Raw genomic sequence first — 17,197 nt, 5'->3', positions numbered from 1 at the left:
CACTCCTAATTATTCATATTTACCCTTTAAATATTCAGTTACCTTCTTATTTTCATTCAAAATGGTTTCAACACTGTCAATTTGTGTATTTTCAAATTTATTCAATGAATCATATATAATCTCGCTTATTTGATTAAATTTAATCTTGTTATTTAAAAATAAATCTACCGCATATTCATTTGCTGAATTTAAAATAGTTGGCATTATACCACCTGCTTTTCCAGCTTCATATGCGTATTTTAGACATTTAAAAGTATCCATATCTGGTTTTTCAAATTCTAAATTATGCATAGAATAAAAGTCTAGAGGCTTTATTACACTTTCGCATCTTTTAGGATAATTTAATGCATACTGTATAGGCAGTTTCATATCTGGTGATGCCATTTGTGCTATAACACTTCCATCTTTATACTCAACCATTGAATGAATAATACTTTGAGGATGAACAACAACCTTGATATTATCAAAATCAGCATGAAAAAGCCAGTGTGCCTCAATTACTTCAAGTCCCTTATTCATAAGTGTAGCGGAATCTATAGTTATTTTTTTGCCCATACTCCAGTTTGGATGATTTAAAGCTTCTTTTAACGTAACATTCTTAAGTTCATCAATTTTTTTACCTCTAAAAGGTCCTCCTGACGCTGTTAAAAGTAATCTTGATACTTCTGAATTTTTGTTTCCCTGAAGACATTGAAAAATAGCACCATGCTCAGAATCAACAGGGAGTATCTTTACTCCATACTTTTCTGCTTCCTTATTTACTATTTCTCCTCCAACTACAAGTGTTTCTTTATTTGCTAAAGCTATATCTTTACCAGCCTTTATTGCCGTCAATGTTGGTACTAAACCAATCATTCCAACTATGGAAGTAACTACTATGTCTACCTCTTGCATTGAAGCAGCTTCACTTAATGCATCAAAACCAAACTTTACAATTGTATCAGTGTTCCTGCAATATTCATAAACTTTATCATATGCATATTTCTCAGTCATAACAACAAGTTTTGGGCTAAACTCCTTTATTATTTCTATCATTTTATTAAAGTTTTTATTTGCTGTAGCAGCTATTAATTTATAATTATCTTTATCACTTTTCATAACCTCTAGTGTTTGAGTTCCAATAGACCCAGTTGCACCTATTATTGATATGTTCTTCATTGTATCACTCCTATATATAGATAAACCATTTCAACTACCAAAATCAATTTAAATCATAATTCCAAGAAAACGTCATTATTAATACAAATTAATTTTGAAGTTTCAAGCGTTTTATCTTTAGCTAAAGCATTTACCATAAAATTCATCATTCTTAGCTTATAGTTTCACTATATTATAACCTTAAAAAGAAAATATTATTTCCTTAGCACTTATCACATATAGCGGTCCCATAAACAATCCTATTATTCCAAAAAGCTTAACTCCAACATAAATTGAAATTAAAATAAGTAACGGATGAATTTTTAGTTTAGTGCTCATAAATTTAGTCTCTAAAATTTGTCTATTTATTTGAAGTAAAATATACAAAAAAAGCAATCCAAAAGCAATTATGTAGTTTTGTTCATTTATGCGGCACAAAATCAAAGGGATAAAAACAATTATTGTTCCCACATATGGAAGTATATCCAAAATGCCACATAAAGCACCAAGCATAAAAGCATCTTTTATTCCCAAAATATAAAAACCAGCTACAGTTTCCAAGGATGTAACTAAAACCAAAGAAACTTCAACTTTTAGCAATTGTTTTACTTTTTCAAATTTATCAATAAGTAATTTTACTTTTTCTTCTGTAAATAGCATTTTAGATAAATTAACTATATCATATTTATCTACCAAAATAAAGTAAACAGCCATATTACCAACAAAATAAGAAAATATACCGTCTGTAGTATAAATTGCTCCTTTTTTTATAAAATCACTATTAATAAAACTTACAATATGCGATTTTAAATTTACAATTAGATTGTTTAAATTAAAATCTTTTGTTAATGAAACATGGTTAAGGCCTGTTCCATTTAAATTATTATAATAATCTATTGCCACAGCTCCAATTTCCCTAATAATAAAATTTCCCATATACAAAAGTATAATAAAAACTACTATGTTAATAAATATTATACTTATAATTGCATTTATTTTATCATTAAAAAGTTTAAGCTTACAAAGAAGCTTGTACACAGGATTACATAGTATAATTAAAAAGACGATAGCAAAAAAGGGCTTAAAATAGTATTTTATTAATAATGTAAAGATAATAAATATTAACAAAAGGACTATGCACTGAATTAATTTTTTATATTCTCTCACTTCACCATTATACTCCTTGAATAAAATTTAAATTAAAACTTTATTTATTAATATTCAAGAAATTATATTTATATTATCAAACCTCAACTTTTTTTAATATTCCAATTGCTATTCCAAGTATTCTTGCACCTTCCTCTTCATTAATTACAATAGGATTATATCTTTCATTTTCAGGCATTAAAAGCACTTGATTTTTCTTTATAATAAGTCTTTTCAAAGTCGAACTTCCAGCTATGTCTACCGCTACGATATCGTTATTTTGAGCCACTGCTTCTTGTTTAATAACAACATAATCCCCGTCATTGATATTCACATTTATCATACTGTCACCCTTAATTTTAAGTATGAAACAATCTTTAGCACCTTTTGTCCATAGTTTAGGCATGTAGAAATTATCCATAACCTCAGGAGTCATCATAATCGGTTCTCCTGCAGCTATTTCACTAAATACAGGTATTGAATTCATCTCTTCTGCTTCAAATTTTACATCCTCACTATCTAACATAATTTCAGTTTTATTATCAATATCTCTTATAAATTTAAAACTTGTTTTATGCCTTAAATCATTGTATTGAAATTTCTCTATAGCTTTTACAATCATTTTTATGGGCGCATAATCATTTCTTAATAAATATTTTTTAATATTAGTATATTCTAATATAGTATTCAAATTTTTACTCTTTACAAACCACGCATTTTTATCTTTAATATTGTCTTTATTAAAGGTAAAAAACATAGTAGAATAACTTTTTTCATTACTTAAAGCCTTTATCAAGCTCACTTGAAGTTTTGTAAAATTTTCAATACCATCTACAATTATATGAGTGTATTTATTTTTTTTCTTTAAATTTTTAATAGCATTACAAATTTTATCTTCCTCATCAATTAATCCTTTATCTTTTAGAAATTCATTATACATAAGCATAAACTTAAATATTGCTTCCCTGCTTCTAGAATTTCTATTAATTCGCTTCGCTTTATAGGCTTTTGTTGATTTTTTTACTGTTCTTTCTGCATTTTGATATTGATTTAATGTAGTATATTCACAGCTTTTTATCCATTTAATTTCATCTCTTAAAAATGAAAAATCTTTATCTTCATACTTTTTTATTTCAGGATAAATTTTAACAATTTCCTGAAAAACCTTTTTTACAATTAAAATTTGGTCTTCTATATTTATTACTTTTAGCTTTTCACTTTCATCAACTATATCCTTTATTGTAGTTGCATCTATAACATTATCTTTAGGCTCTAGCAAACTAAGGTATATAAATTCAGCTTCCTTAGAAACCTCTTTATAAACTTTCTTAAAATTTTCAAGTTCAGCAACCTCATTTGTAATTATTAAAATTCTATCATTATTATATAAACAATAATTATTTTTTAGGAAAACACTTCTATATGCAGCTACTGTAGTTTTTCCTCTACCTGTTTTACCTTTAACCAAACTATATAGAGCTTTACTTTTTATTATTCTATTTTGAGCATTATCTAGCTTCATATCAACATTTCTCCTCAGGAACATAAATAGTTTAAAGTTTTAAGTGGTTTATCTTTATATAGTTACCGACTCAACTATTAAGTTATACATGTCTCATAATGCCAAGAACATGACGTTTTGAAACATGTATAACTTAAGTTTCGCTACGGTAACCCTTTAGATAAACTTTTTAGATTATTTATAATATACCATATATTTTATAAGGTTGCCAGTTCAACTAAGACATCTTAAGAATCTTTTAGGCATCTTAAAGAAAATAAAAAGAGAGGTTTGTCTAAAATTAACAAACCTCTTAAAATTTTATTTTTAATAAATTAGGAAAATACATAAAAACTCAAGTAATAAAACACTATGACAGAGGAAAATAATATACTGTCAAATCTATCTAATATTCCTCCATGCCCAGGAATTAGATTACTGTAATCTTTAACTCCAGCGTGTCTTTTTATTGAAGATGCTGCCAAATCTCCGCATTGAGAAAAAATCCCGCATAATGCTCCCATTATAACATAATTATAAATCTGAATTCTAACGCCATACTTACTTATCACATATCCATATATTGTACAAGCAATTATACTTCCAATTAAGCCACCTAAAGAACCTTCAACAGTTTTTTTAGGACTTACCTTAGGGCAAAGCTTATTTTTACCGAAAAATCTTCCTGCATAATATGCAAATGTATCACACATCCATGATGCTATAAATACTATCCACACAAGATATTTCCCATAATGAAATTCACTTGTTAAATAAATAAAACTAAAAAATACAGCTACATATATAAATCCCAAGATTGTAACCCCTATATCGATATAATTATATCTAGTATCCAAAATAGGTATACAAAACATTAAAAATACACCTGCAATTATTAAAAACATTAATATCTTATAATTGTTATGAGCTAGACAAGCGTAGTAAATTGTGCAAAGCGTATATCCCACCACACTCATGGGATGTATTTCATTTTCTTTTGATACCTTATAATACTCATATAGTCCTAGAATTGATAAAGCAAAAACAAATATTTTTAAGTATACTCCACCTAAAAACAAGAACAAAAGCAAAGGCGCCAAAAATAGTGCTCCAATATATCTTTTATTTATTTTTTCCACTTTTTACTCCTCCAAACCTTCTATCTCTATTTTGGAAATCTGCTATAGCTTCATGAAGGTTTTCAATTGAAAAATCCGGCCAATTAATATTTGAATACCAAAATTCTGAATATGCACACTGCCATAATAAAAAATTACTTAGTCTTTCTTCTCCACTTGGTCTTACAATAATATCAGGATCAGGAATTCCTCCTGTATATAAATATCCAGAAAATTTATTATCGTCTATATTTAATATATCTTCTTCTGATATAATACCTTCTTTATAATCTTTGAATATATTTTTTACAGCTCTAAGTATTTCATACCTGCCACCGTAATTTAATGCTAAATTCAAAACAAGACCTGTATTATCTTTAGTATCATGCATTGATTTGTCTAATATATCAATGCAAGGTTTCGGAAGTTTTGATACATCTCCAATAGTACGTATTTGTACATTATTTGCATATAATTCCCTTAATTCATTACTTAAATATTCAACAAGGAGCTTCATAAGTCCACCTACTTCTTCAGGTGGTCTTTTCCAGTTTTCAGTTGAAAAAGCGTACACAGTCAAATACTTTACGCCCAAATCACTGCATTCTCTTACTATTTTTTTTAAAGTTTCAACTCCTGCTCTATGTCCCATTGTCCTAGGCAAATTTCTCGCCTTTGCCCAACGTCCATTTCCATCCATTATAATTGCAATATGTTTGGGAATATTATTGATATCAAAATCAACATTTGTTTTTTCTACTTCATTACTCTTTTTATTTAGAAACTTCCACATAATATTCTCTCCAATCAATTTATAAATGGTATATTTAAAATTATATAAAATATATTATTTAACCACAATGCCAAAAAACCTGCGTTTAACGCAGGTTTAAAGAAATAAAACACGCCTTATATAGACATAATTTCCTTTTCCTTTAGTTCTATAATTTTTTCAACTTCTTTTATATATATATCAGTTTTCTTTTGAATGTCATCTTCAGCTTTTTTACTTTCATCTTCAGTAATAGTATTATCTTTTTTAAGCACTTTTACCTTATCATTTGCATCTCTTCTTATAGATCTTATTGCAACTTTTGTTTCTTCTCCATTTTTCTTTACATTTTTAACGATGTTCTTTCTTGTCTCTTCTGTTAATTCAGGTATAACAAGTCTTATAGCTGCACCATCATCTGATGGATTCAAACCTAAATCTGATACCAATATAGCTTTTTCTATACCCTTAATTGAAGTTTTATCCCATGGTTGAATCAATAATATTCTAGGTTCTGGCGAAGAAATATTAGCCATTTGGTTAAGTGGTGTCATTGTTCCATAGTATTCTACTTCAATTCTATCAAGTAGAGAAGGATTCGCTCTTCCAGCCTTCATAGTTGCTAAATCTTGCTTTAAGACAGAAATGCTTTTTTTCATTTTTTCTTCTGATTCCTTAATTATCTCATTTATCATAGAATTACCTCCTTAAAACATCTGATATAAAATATCATTTTTTATCATAATAAATATTATTTTGATATTAGTGTTCCAATTTTTTCTCCAACTATTGCTCTTTTTATATTTCCTGGCACATCAAGGCCAAATACAATTATAGGAATATTATTATCCATGCATAATGATGTAGCTGTTGAATCCATAACCTGCAAGCTTTTGTCCAAAACTTCTATATAACTTAAATTTTCATATTTTACTGCATCAGCATATTTGTGTGGATCTTTATCATAAACTCCATCAACTTTTTTAGCAAGCAATATAACATCCGCTTCTATTTCTGCTGCTCTTAAAGCTGCTGCTGTATCAGTTGAAAAATATGGATTTCCTGTACCAGCGGCAAAAATAACCACTCTTCCTTTTTCAAGATGTCTCATGGCTCTTCTTCTTATAAACGGCTCAGCTATTTGCTTCATTTCTATAGCTGTTTGAACCCTAGTAAGTACTCCTATATTTTCAAGTGAATCTTGAAGAGCTAATGAATTTATACAAGTTGCAAGCATTCCCATGTAATCTGCAGTTGTTCTATCCATTCCTTCTCCATTTCTTCCACGCCATATGTTACCAGCTCCAACAACCACACCAACTTCTAAGCCTAAATCAACTATTTCTTTTATTTCATGTGCTATTCTATTAGCAACATCAAAATCTATTCCGTATCCATTTTCTCCCGCTAGAGCTTCTCCTGATAATTTTAACATTATTCTTTTATATTTTACAGCTTCCATATTATACCTCCATATTGCCAATGCTTATTTTTTAAATTTGTGATAGGCTTTAAAAAAAGAGAACACGCAGTGTTCTCTTTTTTTATTTACTCTGCTGCATTTGCTTCTGCACTTCTTCAGCAAAATTTTCTTCTTTCTTTTCTATACCTTCGCCTCTTTCAAATCTAACAAATTCAGCTATGGTAATTTCAGTACCTAATTCTTTTGACTTTTTCTCTAATAATTTAGATATAGTTAATTCAGAATCTTTAACCCAAACTTGGTCAATTAAACATACTTCTTTTAAGTATTTATGGATTCTTCCTTCAACCATTTTGTCAACTATCTTTTCTGGTTTTCCTTCATTTAATGCTTGAACTCTATAAATTTCTCTTTCTTTATCTAAAGCTGAGTGATCAACTGAACTTTCATCTAAGAATAGAGGATTTGCTGCAGCAACTTGCATACAAATATCTTTTGCTAAAACTTCAACTTCTTGTGAAACTTTATCACAGTTTAATTTTACAAGAACTCCAATTTTTCCGCCTGCATGAATATAGCTTTGAACTAATCCATTATCAGCTGAAAATTTAACAAATCTTCTAACATTGATGTTTTCTCCTAATTTAGCAATTAAATCTGTAACAAACTCTTTAAGAGTTTTAGAATTATCATCAATATATTTTTCTGCTAATAATTCTTCAACATCTTTAGCAGTTCCTACAGCTGCCATTTTAGCAACATTTTGAGCTAAAGCTTTAAATGCATCATTTTCTGATACGAAATCAGTTTCACAGTTAACTTCAGCTACAGCACCATTTTTTCCGTTTTCATCAACATATGCTAAAACTAAACCTTCAGCAGCAATTCTTCCAGCTTTTTTAGCAGCAGCAGCTAATCCCTTTTCTCTTAATATCTCAACGGCCTTTTCAGCATCCCCGTTTGCTTCTGTTAAAGCTTTCTTACAAGCCATCATTGCGGCTCCAGTTCTTTCTCTTAATTCTTTAACTGCACTTGCAGAAATCATATTTATTACCTCCGTTGTTTTTTATCGTAAAATAAATTTAATTTATATATGCGATTATACTATTCAGCTAATTGTTCTCCCTGTCTACCTTCGATTATAGCATCTGCCATTTTAGCTGTTATTAATTTTACAGCTCTTATAGCATCATCATTTCCAGGTATTACATAGTCAACTTCATCTGGATCACAGTTAGTATCTACAATAGCAACTACTGGTATTCCTAAAATCTTTGCTTCTGAAATAGCATTTTTTTCTTTTCTTGGATCTACTACAAATAATGCACCTATATTTCCTTGTTGCATATTAGTTATTCCGCCTAAATTTTTAACAAGCTTTTCTTCTTCACCTTTTAATAAAGTAACTTCTTTTTTAGGAAGAACTTCAAATGTTCCATCTTCTTCCATTTTCTTTAAGCTTTCTAATCTTTGAATTCTTGTCTTTATAGTTTGAAAATTTGTTAACATTCCACCTAACCATCTGTTGTTAACAAAATGCATTCCACTTCTTACTGCTTCTTCAGCAATAGCTTCTTGTGCTTGTTTTTTTGTACCTACGAATAATACATCTTTTCCTTCTTCAGAAACACTCTTTATAAAGTTGTAAGCTTCATCAACTTTTTTCACTGTCTTCTGTAAGTCAATTATGTAGATTCCATTTCTTTCTGTAAAGATATATGGAGCCATTTTTGGGTTCCATCTTCTAGTTTGGTGACCAAAATGTACACCTGCTTCTAATAATTGTTTCATTGAAATAACTGCCATAAATATTTCCTCCTTAAAATTGGTTATTACCTCCACTACCTTTTATTTGGAATTACCTGTTACATATATGTAACCTGGCACCAATTCACAAAATGGGTAGTGTGTGTATTTTTACTCTAAGTAGTATATCACATACAGAAAATGTATTCAATACATTTTTATTATTTTTTATTTATAAAAACAAATTTATACATATAAAATCTAAAAAAGCTATGTTTTAAATAAGTGTTAAAATCAACGCTTATCTAATGCATAGCCTAAAAAAGTGTTTTGCCTACTTAGACCAACACCCCTTATACATTGAAACTATATAAACTTGAAATTCATTTGTACCAAAATGCCATCTTCTGAGCATTATGGTGCATATGAATTTTAATAGTTGAACTAAAAATAAACCACTTAAAACTTCAAAATTAATTTGTATCAAAATGCCGTCTTCTAGACATTATGACGCAAATTGATTTTTGTAGTTGAACTGGTTTATCTATAATTTCACTATATGTTCTAAAATCAAAATTTAAAATTGGTATGGTACATATATATCTTTTAATAAATTGATTTATAAATATCATTATAAATAATTAAAATACTTTTCAATTAAAGCTATTTAATATCTTCATGAATTTATTTTATTTTTTTTAACTCATCTAATAATTTATCATTTAATATCTTTATATGAGTTCCCTTCATTCCAAGAGACCTAGACTCAATTACTCCAGCGCTTTCAAATTTTCTAAGAGCATTAACTATAACAGATCTTGTTATTCCAACTTTATCTGCTATTTTTGAAGCAACAAGTAAACCTTCTTCTCCATCTAATTCATTAAATATATGTTCAACAGCTTCAAGTTCTGAATATGATAATGTGCCGATAGCCAATTGCACAACAGCCTTTTTTCTAGCTTCAAGTTCAATTTCATCATTTTTTGATCTTAAAATCTCCATGCCTACAATCGTAGCACTATACTCTGCTAAAACTAAATCATCATCATCAAATTTTTCTGAAAATCTTGCAAGCAAAAGAGTACCAAGTCTTTCCCTGTTTCCTACTATAGGGACTATTGTTGAAATTTTTTCTTTGAGATTACACTTAGAATTCTCATCGTAAAAGCAAATTCCACTATTATATAAATTTGCATTAGTTTCAAAACAATTTAATAATTTTGAATTATAGTTTTCAGGAAATTTCATATTAGCTATAAAATCCTTTTTAACAATTTCGCATTCAAATCCACTTGAAAAGTTGTAACCTAAAATTTTACCTTTTCTGCTTATAACATATACATTACATTCAAGCACTTCACTTAGAAGTTTACATATATCATCAAAAACTACAGGCTCTGTTCCTGTTTTCTGAAGTATTTTGTTTAGCATTCGTGTTTTACTTAATAGTGTAGACATCCTTATTCCTCCATTATATCTTTATACCTTAATGGGTATCCTTAAATCAATTTAAAATATTGTAATTTTTCACAACATTCAAAATTAATACAAAACCATTAAAATAATACCACATTAAATATAAAAATTCAACTTTTTTAAAAATATTATGACAAAATAATTCACTATTAAGTTATCATCTAAATGTTTAATTACTTAATTATCATTATTATCATTATTTTTTTCAACATTGTCACTAACTTTTTCGATAAACTTACATTCCGAATTTGAGCATTCTAAATAATTTCCTTTAGTTTTGCTACTTTTTTTAACCATAAAAGTGCCGCATTTAGGGCATTTTTTTTCAGAAGGTTCAAACCAACTTATGAAGTCACACTCTGGATAATTGCTGCATCCAAAGAATTTTCTTCCTTTTTTACTTTTTCTAGCGACAACCTTACCACCACATTTTGGACATGGTACCTTAAGTTCTTCAACAATTGGTTTAGTATTCTTGCATTCAGGATATCCTGGACATGCTAAAAAATCACCAAATCTACCATGTTTTATTACCATGTTTTTGCCACACTTATCACATTTTATATCTGTAACTTCATCTTCTATTGTAATTTTTGCTACTTCTTTTTCTGCTATTTCAATAGATTTTTCAAGTGGCTTAAAATATTCATCTACAACTTTATTCCAATTTTCTTTTCCTTCTTCAACGTTATCTAACTTATTCTCCATATCTGCGGTAAATTCAACATCAACAATTTGGTTAAAATATTCGCTTACTATGTTGTTTACTATGTTACCAAGTTCAGTAGGTAATATAGCTTTTTTTTCTTTTTTTACATATTTTCTATCAATCAAAGTAGATATTATAGGTGAATACGTACTTGGCCTGCCTATACCATTCTCTTCCAAAGTCTTTACTAGTGATGCTTCTGTAAATCTAGCTGGTGGTTGAGTAAAATGTTGTTTTCCTTCTACGCTTTTAGATTCTAAAATTTCATTTTCAATTAGTTCTGGTATTTTTTCATTATTCTCTTCATCTTCTGTTAAATACTTATATACTTTCATAAAACCTTCAAACTTAATTTTACTACCAGAAGCCTTAAAACCATATTTTCCATTTTTAATATCAACCGTAATAATATCCATAATGCAATTAGCCATCTGACTTGCAATAAATCTACACCAAATTAAATTATATAACTTGAATTGATCATCTTTTAAACTATCTTTGATTTTATCAGGTGAAAGTTCAATATAACTTGGTCGAATAGCTTCATGAGCATCTTGGATATTTTTCTTTCCCTTATACTCTTTTGGCTTTTCTGGTAAATATTCCTTGCCATATTCATTCATTATAAAGTTGCTAGCAGTCTTCTGTGCTTCATCTGAAACCCTTACAGAATCTGTTCTCATATAAGTAATAAGTCCAATAGTACCATGACCTTTTACTTCTATTCCTTCATATAATTGCTGAGCTATAGACATAGTTTTCTTAGTTGAAAAATTTAATTTTTTATTTGCATCCTGCTGAAGCGTACTAGTTGTAAAAGGTGGCAGTGAATTTTTATTTTTTGTACCTTTTTTAATTTTAGCCACTTCAAATTTACCATTTCTAAGTTCATTAATAATTTTTTCATTTTCTGCTTTATTTGCAATGTTTATTTTTTTGCCATTATGCGAAGAAAGCTTTATAATGAAACTCTTACTAGTCGATTTTTTATAAACTTCACTTTCAATAGTCCAATATTCTTCTGGTGTAAATTCATTTATAGCTTTTTCCTTATCGCATATCATTTTAAGTGTAACTGATTGCACTCTACCAGCGCTAAGTCCCCATTTAACCTTTCTCCATAAGATAGGGCTAATTTTATATCCAACTAATCTGTCTAATATCCTTCTTGCTTGCTGTGCATCTACTAATGAAGTATTTACCTGCCTAGGATTTTTAATTGCATTTTTCACTGCATTTTTAGTTATTTCATTAAATTCTATTCTGCATTTTTGAGCTTCTTCTATTTTAAGCACTTTTTCTAAATGCCAAGATATAGCTTCTCCTTCTCTATCAGGGTCGGTAGCAAGATATACCTTATCACATTTTTTTGCAAGTTTTCTTAATTTATCCAAAAGGTTTCCTTTTCCTCTAATAGTTATGTATCTAGGATTATAGTTATCATCGACATCTACACCTAAAGTACTTTTAGGTAAATCTCTTACGTGTCCCATAGACGCTTCTACTATATAATTGCTTCCAAGATATTTTCCTATAGTTTTAGCTTTAGCCGGCGATTCAACTATTACTAATTTTTGTCCCATCTTATCCCCTCCAAAATTCTGTCTAAATAAGCTATTTAAAAAGTATCATTTATTCTTACGTAATAATTTCCGCTCAAACATAAAATTTCATTTTTTAACTGCATTTCAAATAATAACTCATATAACTCCTTTATGTCAATATTAGTTAATCTTTTAATATCATCTATATGTATTGGAATATCTGTAATTAAGCTATACAAATTTTTTTCTATAGTGCCACAAACTTTGCATCTTGTTTTACTATTTAATTCTTTTTCTTCATTAATTTGTAATCCTAATATTGAAAAAATATCACTGCCTTTTGTAATTGGATGTGCTCCTTCTTTAATCAACATATTGGTTCCCAAACTCATTTGTGAAAATATAGATCCTGGTACTGCACCAACATCCTTTCCCTGTTCCAATGCATCAGTCGCTGTTATAAGTGAACCACTCTTTATTCCTGCTTCAATTACAACAACTAGTTTACTTAATCCACTTATAATCGCATTTCTAACTGGAAAGTTATATGCAAAAGGTTTTGTATCTGGCTCATATTGAGAAATTATACACCCATCTTTAATTATATTGCAATACAAACTTTTATTTTCTCTTGGATATATTACATTTGCACCAGAACCAAGTATTGCACAAGTATACCCTCCATTTTCAATGCATTCTGCATGAGCATATGAATCTATTCCACGTGCCATACCACTTATTATACCAATATCATGCTTTACTAATTCTCTGCATATTATTCTAGTTGTATCAATGCCATAATGGGTACACTTTCTAGATCCAACTATTGCTACATTATTACTTATGCTGTTTAATTTTTTTATATTACCCTTATAAAACAATCCTATTGGCATGTCTTCATAATTTTTTAATGCTTTAGGATAATTATCATCGGTATAAAAAACTGCACTTATCTCATCTCTAATCATAGTTTCTTTAATTTTATTTATTTTACTTTCATCATAACAAAACTTTTCTTTGAACTTTTGTTCATTTATAAATCTATACCAAATTTCTTTTGTATCTCCAAATTGCTTTATTAAATTTAATTTATCCTTGTTCGTTATCTTAAGAATAGTAAACCATAAATCATAATCATTCATATTAAATTACCTCAACAAACTATTTTAAATATAATTTGAAACAATCTATATATAATTTTAAACACAAAAAAATTTTTTATTCAATAAATAATGGATGAATAGAATATAATTAAGCCTATTGTCAATAATTTAAACCGAGGTGATTATATGGCTACAATAATAAATTCGGCTGCAGTATCTGGCATAACTGGATTTATAGTTTCTGTGGAAATTGATATTACTAGAGGACTTCCTTCATTTAATATGGTTGGCTTAGCTGATACTGCTGTTAGAGAATCTAAAGAAAGAGTTCGTTCAGCTATATTAAATTCAAATTTTACTTTTCCAGTTAAAAGAATGACTGTTAATTTAGCACCCGCTAATTTAAAAAAAGAAGGTTCTTCATTTGATCTTCCTATAGCAATAGGTATACTTAAAGCCACCGATCAAATATATTTTGACGATTCAAATGAATATCTAATAATTGGAGAACTATCCTTAAACGGGAATATAAATGCAGTTACTGGTGCACTCCCTGTAGTGCTAGAAGGTATATCAAAAGGTTATAAAAAATTTATAGTACCGTTAAAAAATGCAGAAGAATGTTCAATCATAGATGATGTAGAAATATACCCATTTGAAAATCTAGATCAATTAATAAATTTTATTAAATTCAAAGATATGCTTCCGTTTCACAATGCTAAAAGAAAACAAAAATTAGACTATACACTTAATTTTTCTGAAGTTTCAGGGCAATCTGCTTGCAAAAGGGCAATTGAAGTTGCAGCAGCTGGGAATCACAATATTATACTATTTGGACCTCCCGGATCAGGTAAGACAATGATGGCCAAACGAATTCCCTCTATACTTCCTGATTTAAGCTATGATGAAGCAATTGAAGTAACAAAAATATATAGTGTCACCGGGAAGCTCTTAAATAATCAATTAGTTACAAAGAGACCCTTTAGAAATCCTCATCATACATGTACAAAAACAAGTTTAATAGGAGGAAGCTCAAAACTTCTTCCTGGTGAAGTTTCTCTAGCACATGATGGAGTGCTATTTCTTGATGAAATGCTTGAATTTAACAAAAAATGTTTAGAAGCTCTTCGTCAGCCACTAGAAGATAAAAATGTTGTAATATCAAGAGCCTCAGGCAATGTATTATACCCTTCAGATTTCATGCTAGTTGGGGCTTTAAATCCATGACCGTGACAATTCCAAGTTTGACATAACTAAAAAAATAACTACATATATATATGTAGATTCTTTAGGGGCTCGAATTAAAACTCTAAGATTAGAGCATAATATGACTATAAAAGAATTGTCTAAACATGTAGGCATAAGCGAAACTACATTATCTTATGTAGAAAGGGACAGAATTAAATCACCTTATTATTATTGGAAACATATTTGTGACTATTTTGAAGTTAATAATATAGAATATCTTCAATTATATAATATGAAGGAAAAAACTATACAAGAAAAGCTATATAAAATAAGAGCATATATTGGTGCCAAGAACTGGGATGATGTTGGTAAATATTTAGGATATAGTAAGGGGTTTGTAAGTGATCTGCTTACAAGGTATGTCCCTAGTAAAGATTTAACTAATAGATTGAATAGAAAATTAGAAAAGATTAAGGGAGAGCCTTTTTGAGGCTTTCCTTTTTATTTTTACTTTCCCTTTTAATTATAATTCTCTTTTTACCACAAACTATTGTCATTCTGATCTTCATACTTTGCTTCCCCCAATGCTAAGTTATCTATGACGAATTATTGAATGTATGTTCTGTTTTAGATTGCATTATTTTTGATATGCATAAAATAATGTTTGCTTTTTTAATTTACAGTAACAGATAACCCTGCACCTGTATTGCTTGTTTAAAATAATTTTATTTTGTAAGTGAATTTTCTTACTTAATGATATAATTTTACTACCGGACGAATAAAAAAAGCAATAGAAAAAATTCCGTAATTCTTGTCGAATACGGAATTTTTACTTTTTTTGATTATTTTATTTGCAATGTAGCTTCTGTCGCAGCTGGCGACACCCCACCAGGTCCGCCACATAAGTTTACTATATAAATTAGTGAAATAACTATCAAAGAGATTGTAAAAATTTTTTTTAATTTTTTCATTTTTTACCTTCTTTCATCTATTATTAAAATTAAATTCAAAATAGTACTAAATATATGAAATGCATATTACTATTTTGTTATTTTTTCAAAAAAATCTTCAAACTGTGAGCTGTTACGAGTTCGTTTTAGTATTTCTAATTTTACACTATCATTTATAATTATATTCTTTTTATCAAAAAATTTTAATACATCTACAATATTTGTTTCGTCATGTTCTACGCAATATTTTACATAGAGAATTATATTTTCATTCATTCGGTCTATGTCTCTAGCTTTGACAGACAGTAATATTAACTCTTTAAATGATTCAAATGTCGCAGTGCTTTTTTTCAATTCTAAATAAAATTTATTATTCACTATATTAAAACGATAGTAAACTTCTATATCATTATAGTATGAAAGCGCTTTGTTAATATATTTTTGTGCTTCATCTAGTTTACTTTGTTCCGTAAACATGTATGCTATATTGCTAAAAGCATTTGCGATATATAATTTTGAATTTGACATTGTTGCTTTCTTGATTATTTTTTCATTAATCGCTATCGATTCTTTATATTTTTTCTCCATAGTCAATATATTACTTTCAACAGTAAGTATGTGTAGATCAAGGCTATGTTCATTAATTCTCGTAGCCTTAGCTAAAAATTTTTTTGATATTCCATACTGTTTCAAATAATAATAGGCGTTTGCAATATTAAAATTATATGCAGCAAAATCTTTTTTACAGAACTCACCTTCATAATTTTTAATTGCCGTCGATACAATTAATACATCATTGTATCGTTCCAGTATTGTATATATGCGCATCAAATCTAAATTGATTTGTATGTAATCTTCTTTTTCTAGTTTAAATTCATTAAGTTTAATTATATATTTTAAAATTAAATTTGCATATAGGTACACATCTTTTTTTAGTGCATTTATTGCACCAAGTATAATTTCAACAGCCTTATCATCGCTTGATTTTGAAATTATTTCATCCATTTCATATAATGTATTCTCTGTTATATTATGTTGTATAGGTTTTAATATTTCTGCTACATCTTTATCCTGCCCCAAAAGCACTTGTGCTGAAACTATATATCCAAACTCCCCAAATCTAGTGGCTAACATAGATGCTTGTTTGGGATTTAACTCCCTTTCTCCACTTTCTAATTTCGCTATAACACTTTTAGTCATTCCCTTAAACGCCAGTTCAGATTGTGTTATCCCCAATTCTTTTCTTATCTGCTTAATTTCCTGATTCCCTTTATTTTCTTTTGTAGACAATTTTTTTCGCCCCCCACATTTAATTTTAAATCCACTGAAACATTTTGTCTAGTTACAAAAAAATAAAAGGAGCATTTAACACGCTCCTTTT

15 protein-coding genes are annotated in these 17,197 nt (G+C 28.6%); 2 read left to right on the top strand and 13 right to left on the bottom strand.

Annotation, left to right across the window (positions count from 1 at the left end):
- Positions 1–9: 9 nt before the first annotated feature.
- From dxr to dprA, 12 genes are all read right to left on the bottom strand, one after another.
- On the bottom strand, positions 10–1,158 hold the full coding sequence (gene dxr / locus CUEA01_RS08435) for a 1-deoxy-D-xylulose-5-phosphate reductoisomerase (RefSeq protein WP_234121208.1): 1,149 nt from the start codon (positions 1,156–1,158) through the stop codon (positions 10–12).
- 180 nt (positions 1,159–1,338) lie between these two features.
- Positions 1,339–2,304, bottom strand: a complete 966-nt coding sequence (locus CUEA01_RS08430) for an AI-2E family transporter (protein WP_234121207.1) — start codon at positions 2,302–2,304, stop codon at positions 1,339–1,341.
- A 76-nt stretch (positions 2,305–2,380) separates the two neighbouring features.
- Positions 2,381–3,805, bottom strand: coding sequence for a LexA family protein (locus CUEA01_RS08425; protein WP_234121206.1), 1,425 nt, complete (start codon positions 3,803–3,805; stop codon positions 2,381–2,383).
- A gap of 314 nt (positions 3,806–4,119) precedes the next feature.
- The gene (locus CUEA01_RS08420) at positions 4,120–4,914 is read right to left on the bottom strand and encodes a phosphatidate cytidylyltransferase (protein WP_234122148.1); all 795 of its coding nucleotides are present in this window, start codon (positions 4,912–4,914) and stop codon (positions 4,120–4,122) included.
- Complete coding sequence (locus CUEA01_RS08415) at positions 4,907–5,695, bottom strand: isoprenyl transferase (protein WP_234121205.1); 789 nt, start codon at positions 5,693–5,695, stop codon at positions 4,907–4,909. The genes CUEA01_RS08420 and CUEA01_RS08415 overlap by 8 nt, the downstream gene beginning before the upstream one ends.
- 116 nt (positions 5,696–5,811) lie before the next feature.
- Positions 5,812–6,369: a ribosome recycling factor gene (gene frr / locus CUEA01_RS08410; RefSeq protein ID WP_234121204.1), complete on the bottom strand. Its 558-nt coding sequence runs from the start codon at positions 6,367–6,369 to the stop codon at positions 5,812–5,814.
- A 56-nt stretch (positions 6,370–6,425) separates the two neighbouring features.
- On the bottom strand, positions 6,426–7,136 hold the full coding sequence (pyrH, locus tag CUEA01_RS08405; RefSeq protein ID WP_234121203.1) for a UMP kinase: 711 nt from the start codon (positions 7,134–7,136) through the stop codon (positions 6,426–6,428).
- Between the two features lie 82 nt (positions 7,137–7,218).
- Positions 7,219–8,142: a translation elongation factor Ts gene (tsf, locus tag CUEA01_RS08400; protein ID WP_234121202.1), complete on the bottom strand. Its 924-nt coding sequence runs from the start codon at positions 8,140–8,142 to the stop codon at positions 7,219–7,221.
- Positions 8,143–8,201: 59 nt separating this feature from the next.
- Complete coding sequence (gene rpsB / locus CUEA01_RS08395; protein WP_234121201.1) at positions 8,202–8,903, bottom strand: 30S ribosomal protein S2; 702 nt, start codon at positions 8,901–8,903, stop codon at positions 8,202–8,204.
- 624 nt (positions 8,904–9,527) lie between these two features.
- Positions 9,528–10,304, bottom strand: coding sequence for a GTP-sensing pleiotropic transcriptional regulator CodY (gene codY / locus CUEA01_RS08390; RefSeq protein WP_234121200.1), 777 nt, complete (start codon positions 10,302–10,304; stop codon positions 9,528–9,530).
- Positions 10,305–10,499: 195 nt separating this feature from the next.
- Positions 10,500–12,614 carry a type I DNA topoisomerase gene (gene topA, locus CUEA01_RS08385; protein ID WP_234121199.1) on the bottom strand — a complete coding sequence of 705 codons (2,115 nt, stop codon included), beginning with the start codon at positions 12,612–12,614 and terminating at the stop codon, positions 10,500–10,502.
- 35 nt (positions 12,615–12,649) lie between these two features.
- Positions 12,650–13,717 (bottom strand): DNA-processing protein DprA, encoded by a 1,068-nt coding sequence (gene dprA / locus CUEA01_RS08380; protein WP_234121198.1) that lies wholly within the window; start codon positions 13,715–13,717, stop codon positions 12,650–12,652.
- A gap of 147 nt (positions 13,718–13,864) precedes the next feature.
- Here dprA and CUEA01_RS08375 point away from each other — a divergent pair, with 147 nt between their 5' ends.
- Positions 13,865–14,905: a YifB family Mg chelatase-like AAA ATPase gene (locus tag CUEA01_RS08375; protein WP_234121197.1), complete on the top strand. Its 1,041-nt coding sequence runs from the start codon at positions 13,865–13,867 to the stop codon at positions 14,903–14,905.
- On the top strand, positions 14,898–15,356 hold the full coding sequence (locus CUEA01_RS08370) for a helix-turn-helix domain-containing protein (protein WP_329603988.1): 459 nt from the start codon (positions 14,898–14,900) through the stop codon (positions 15,354–15,356). Before CUEA01_RS08375 ends, CUEA01_RS08370 begins: the two co-directional genes overlap by 8 nt.
- A gap of 550 nt (positions 15,357–15,906) precedes the next feature.
- On the opposite strand, the gene CUEA01_RS08365 is transcribed toward CUEA01_RS08370, so the two are convergent.
- A complete protein-coding gene (locus CUEA01_RS08365; RefSeq protein WP_234121195.1) occupies positions 15,907–17,106 on the bottom strand; it encodes a helix-turn-helix domain-containing protein in 1,200 nt (399 codons plus the stop codon).
- Positions 17,107–17,197 lie beyond the last annotated feature (91 nt).

This window comes from Clostridium hydrogenum, assembly GCF_021432385.1.
In the GTDB taxonomy this organism is placed as follows: domain Bacteria; phylum Bacillota; class Clostridia; order Clostridiales; family Clostridiaceae; genus Clostridium_S; species Clostridium_S hydrogenum.
Note: the sequence above shows the minus strand (reverse complement) of the source record. Positions and strands in the feature narration are given on the sequence as shown.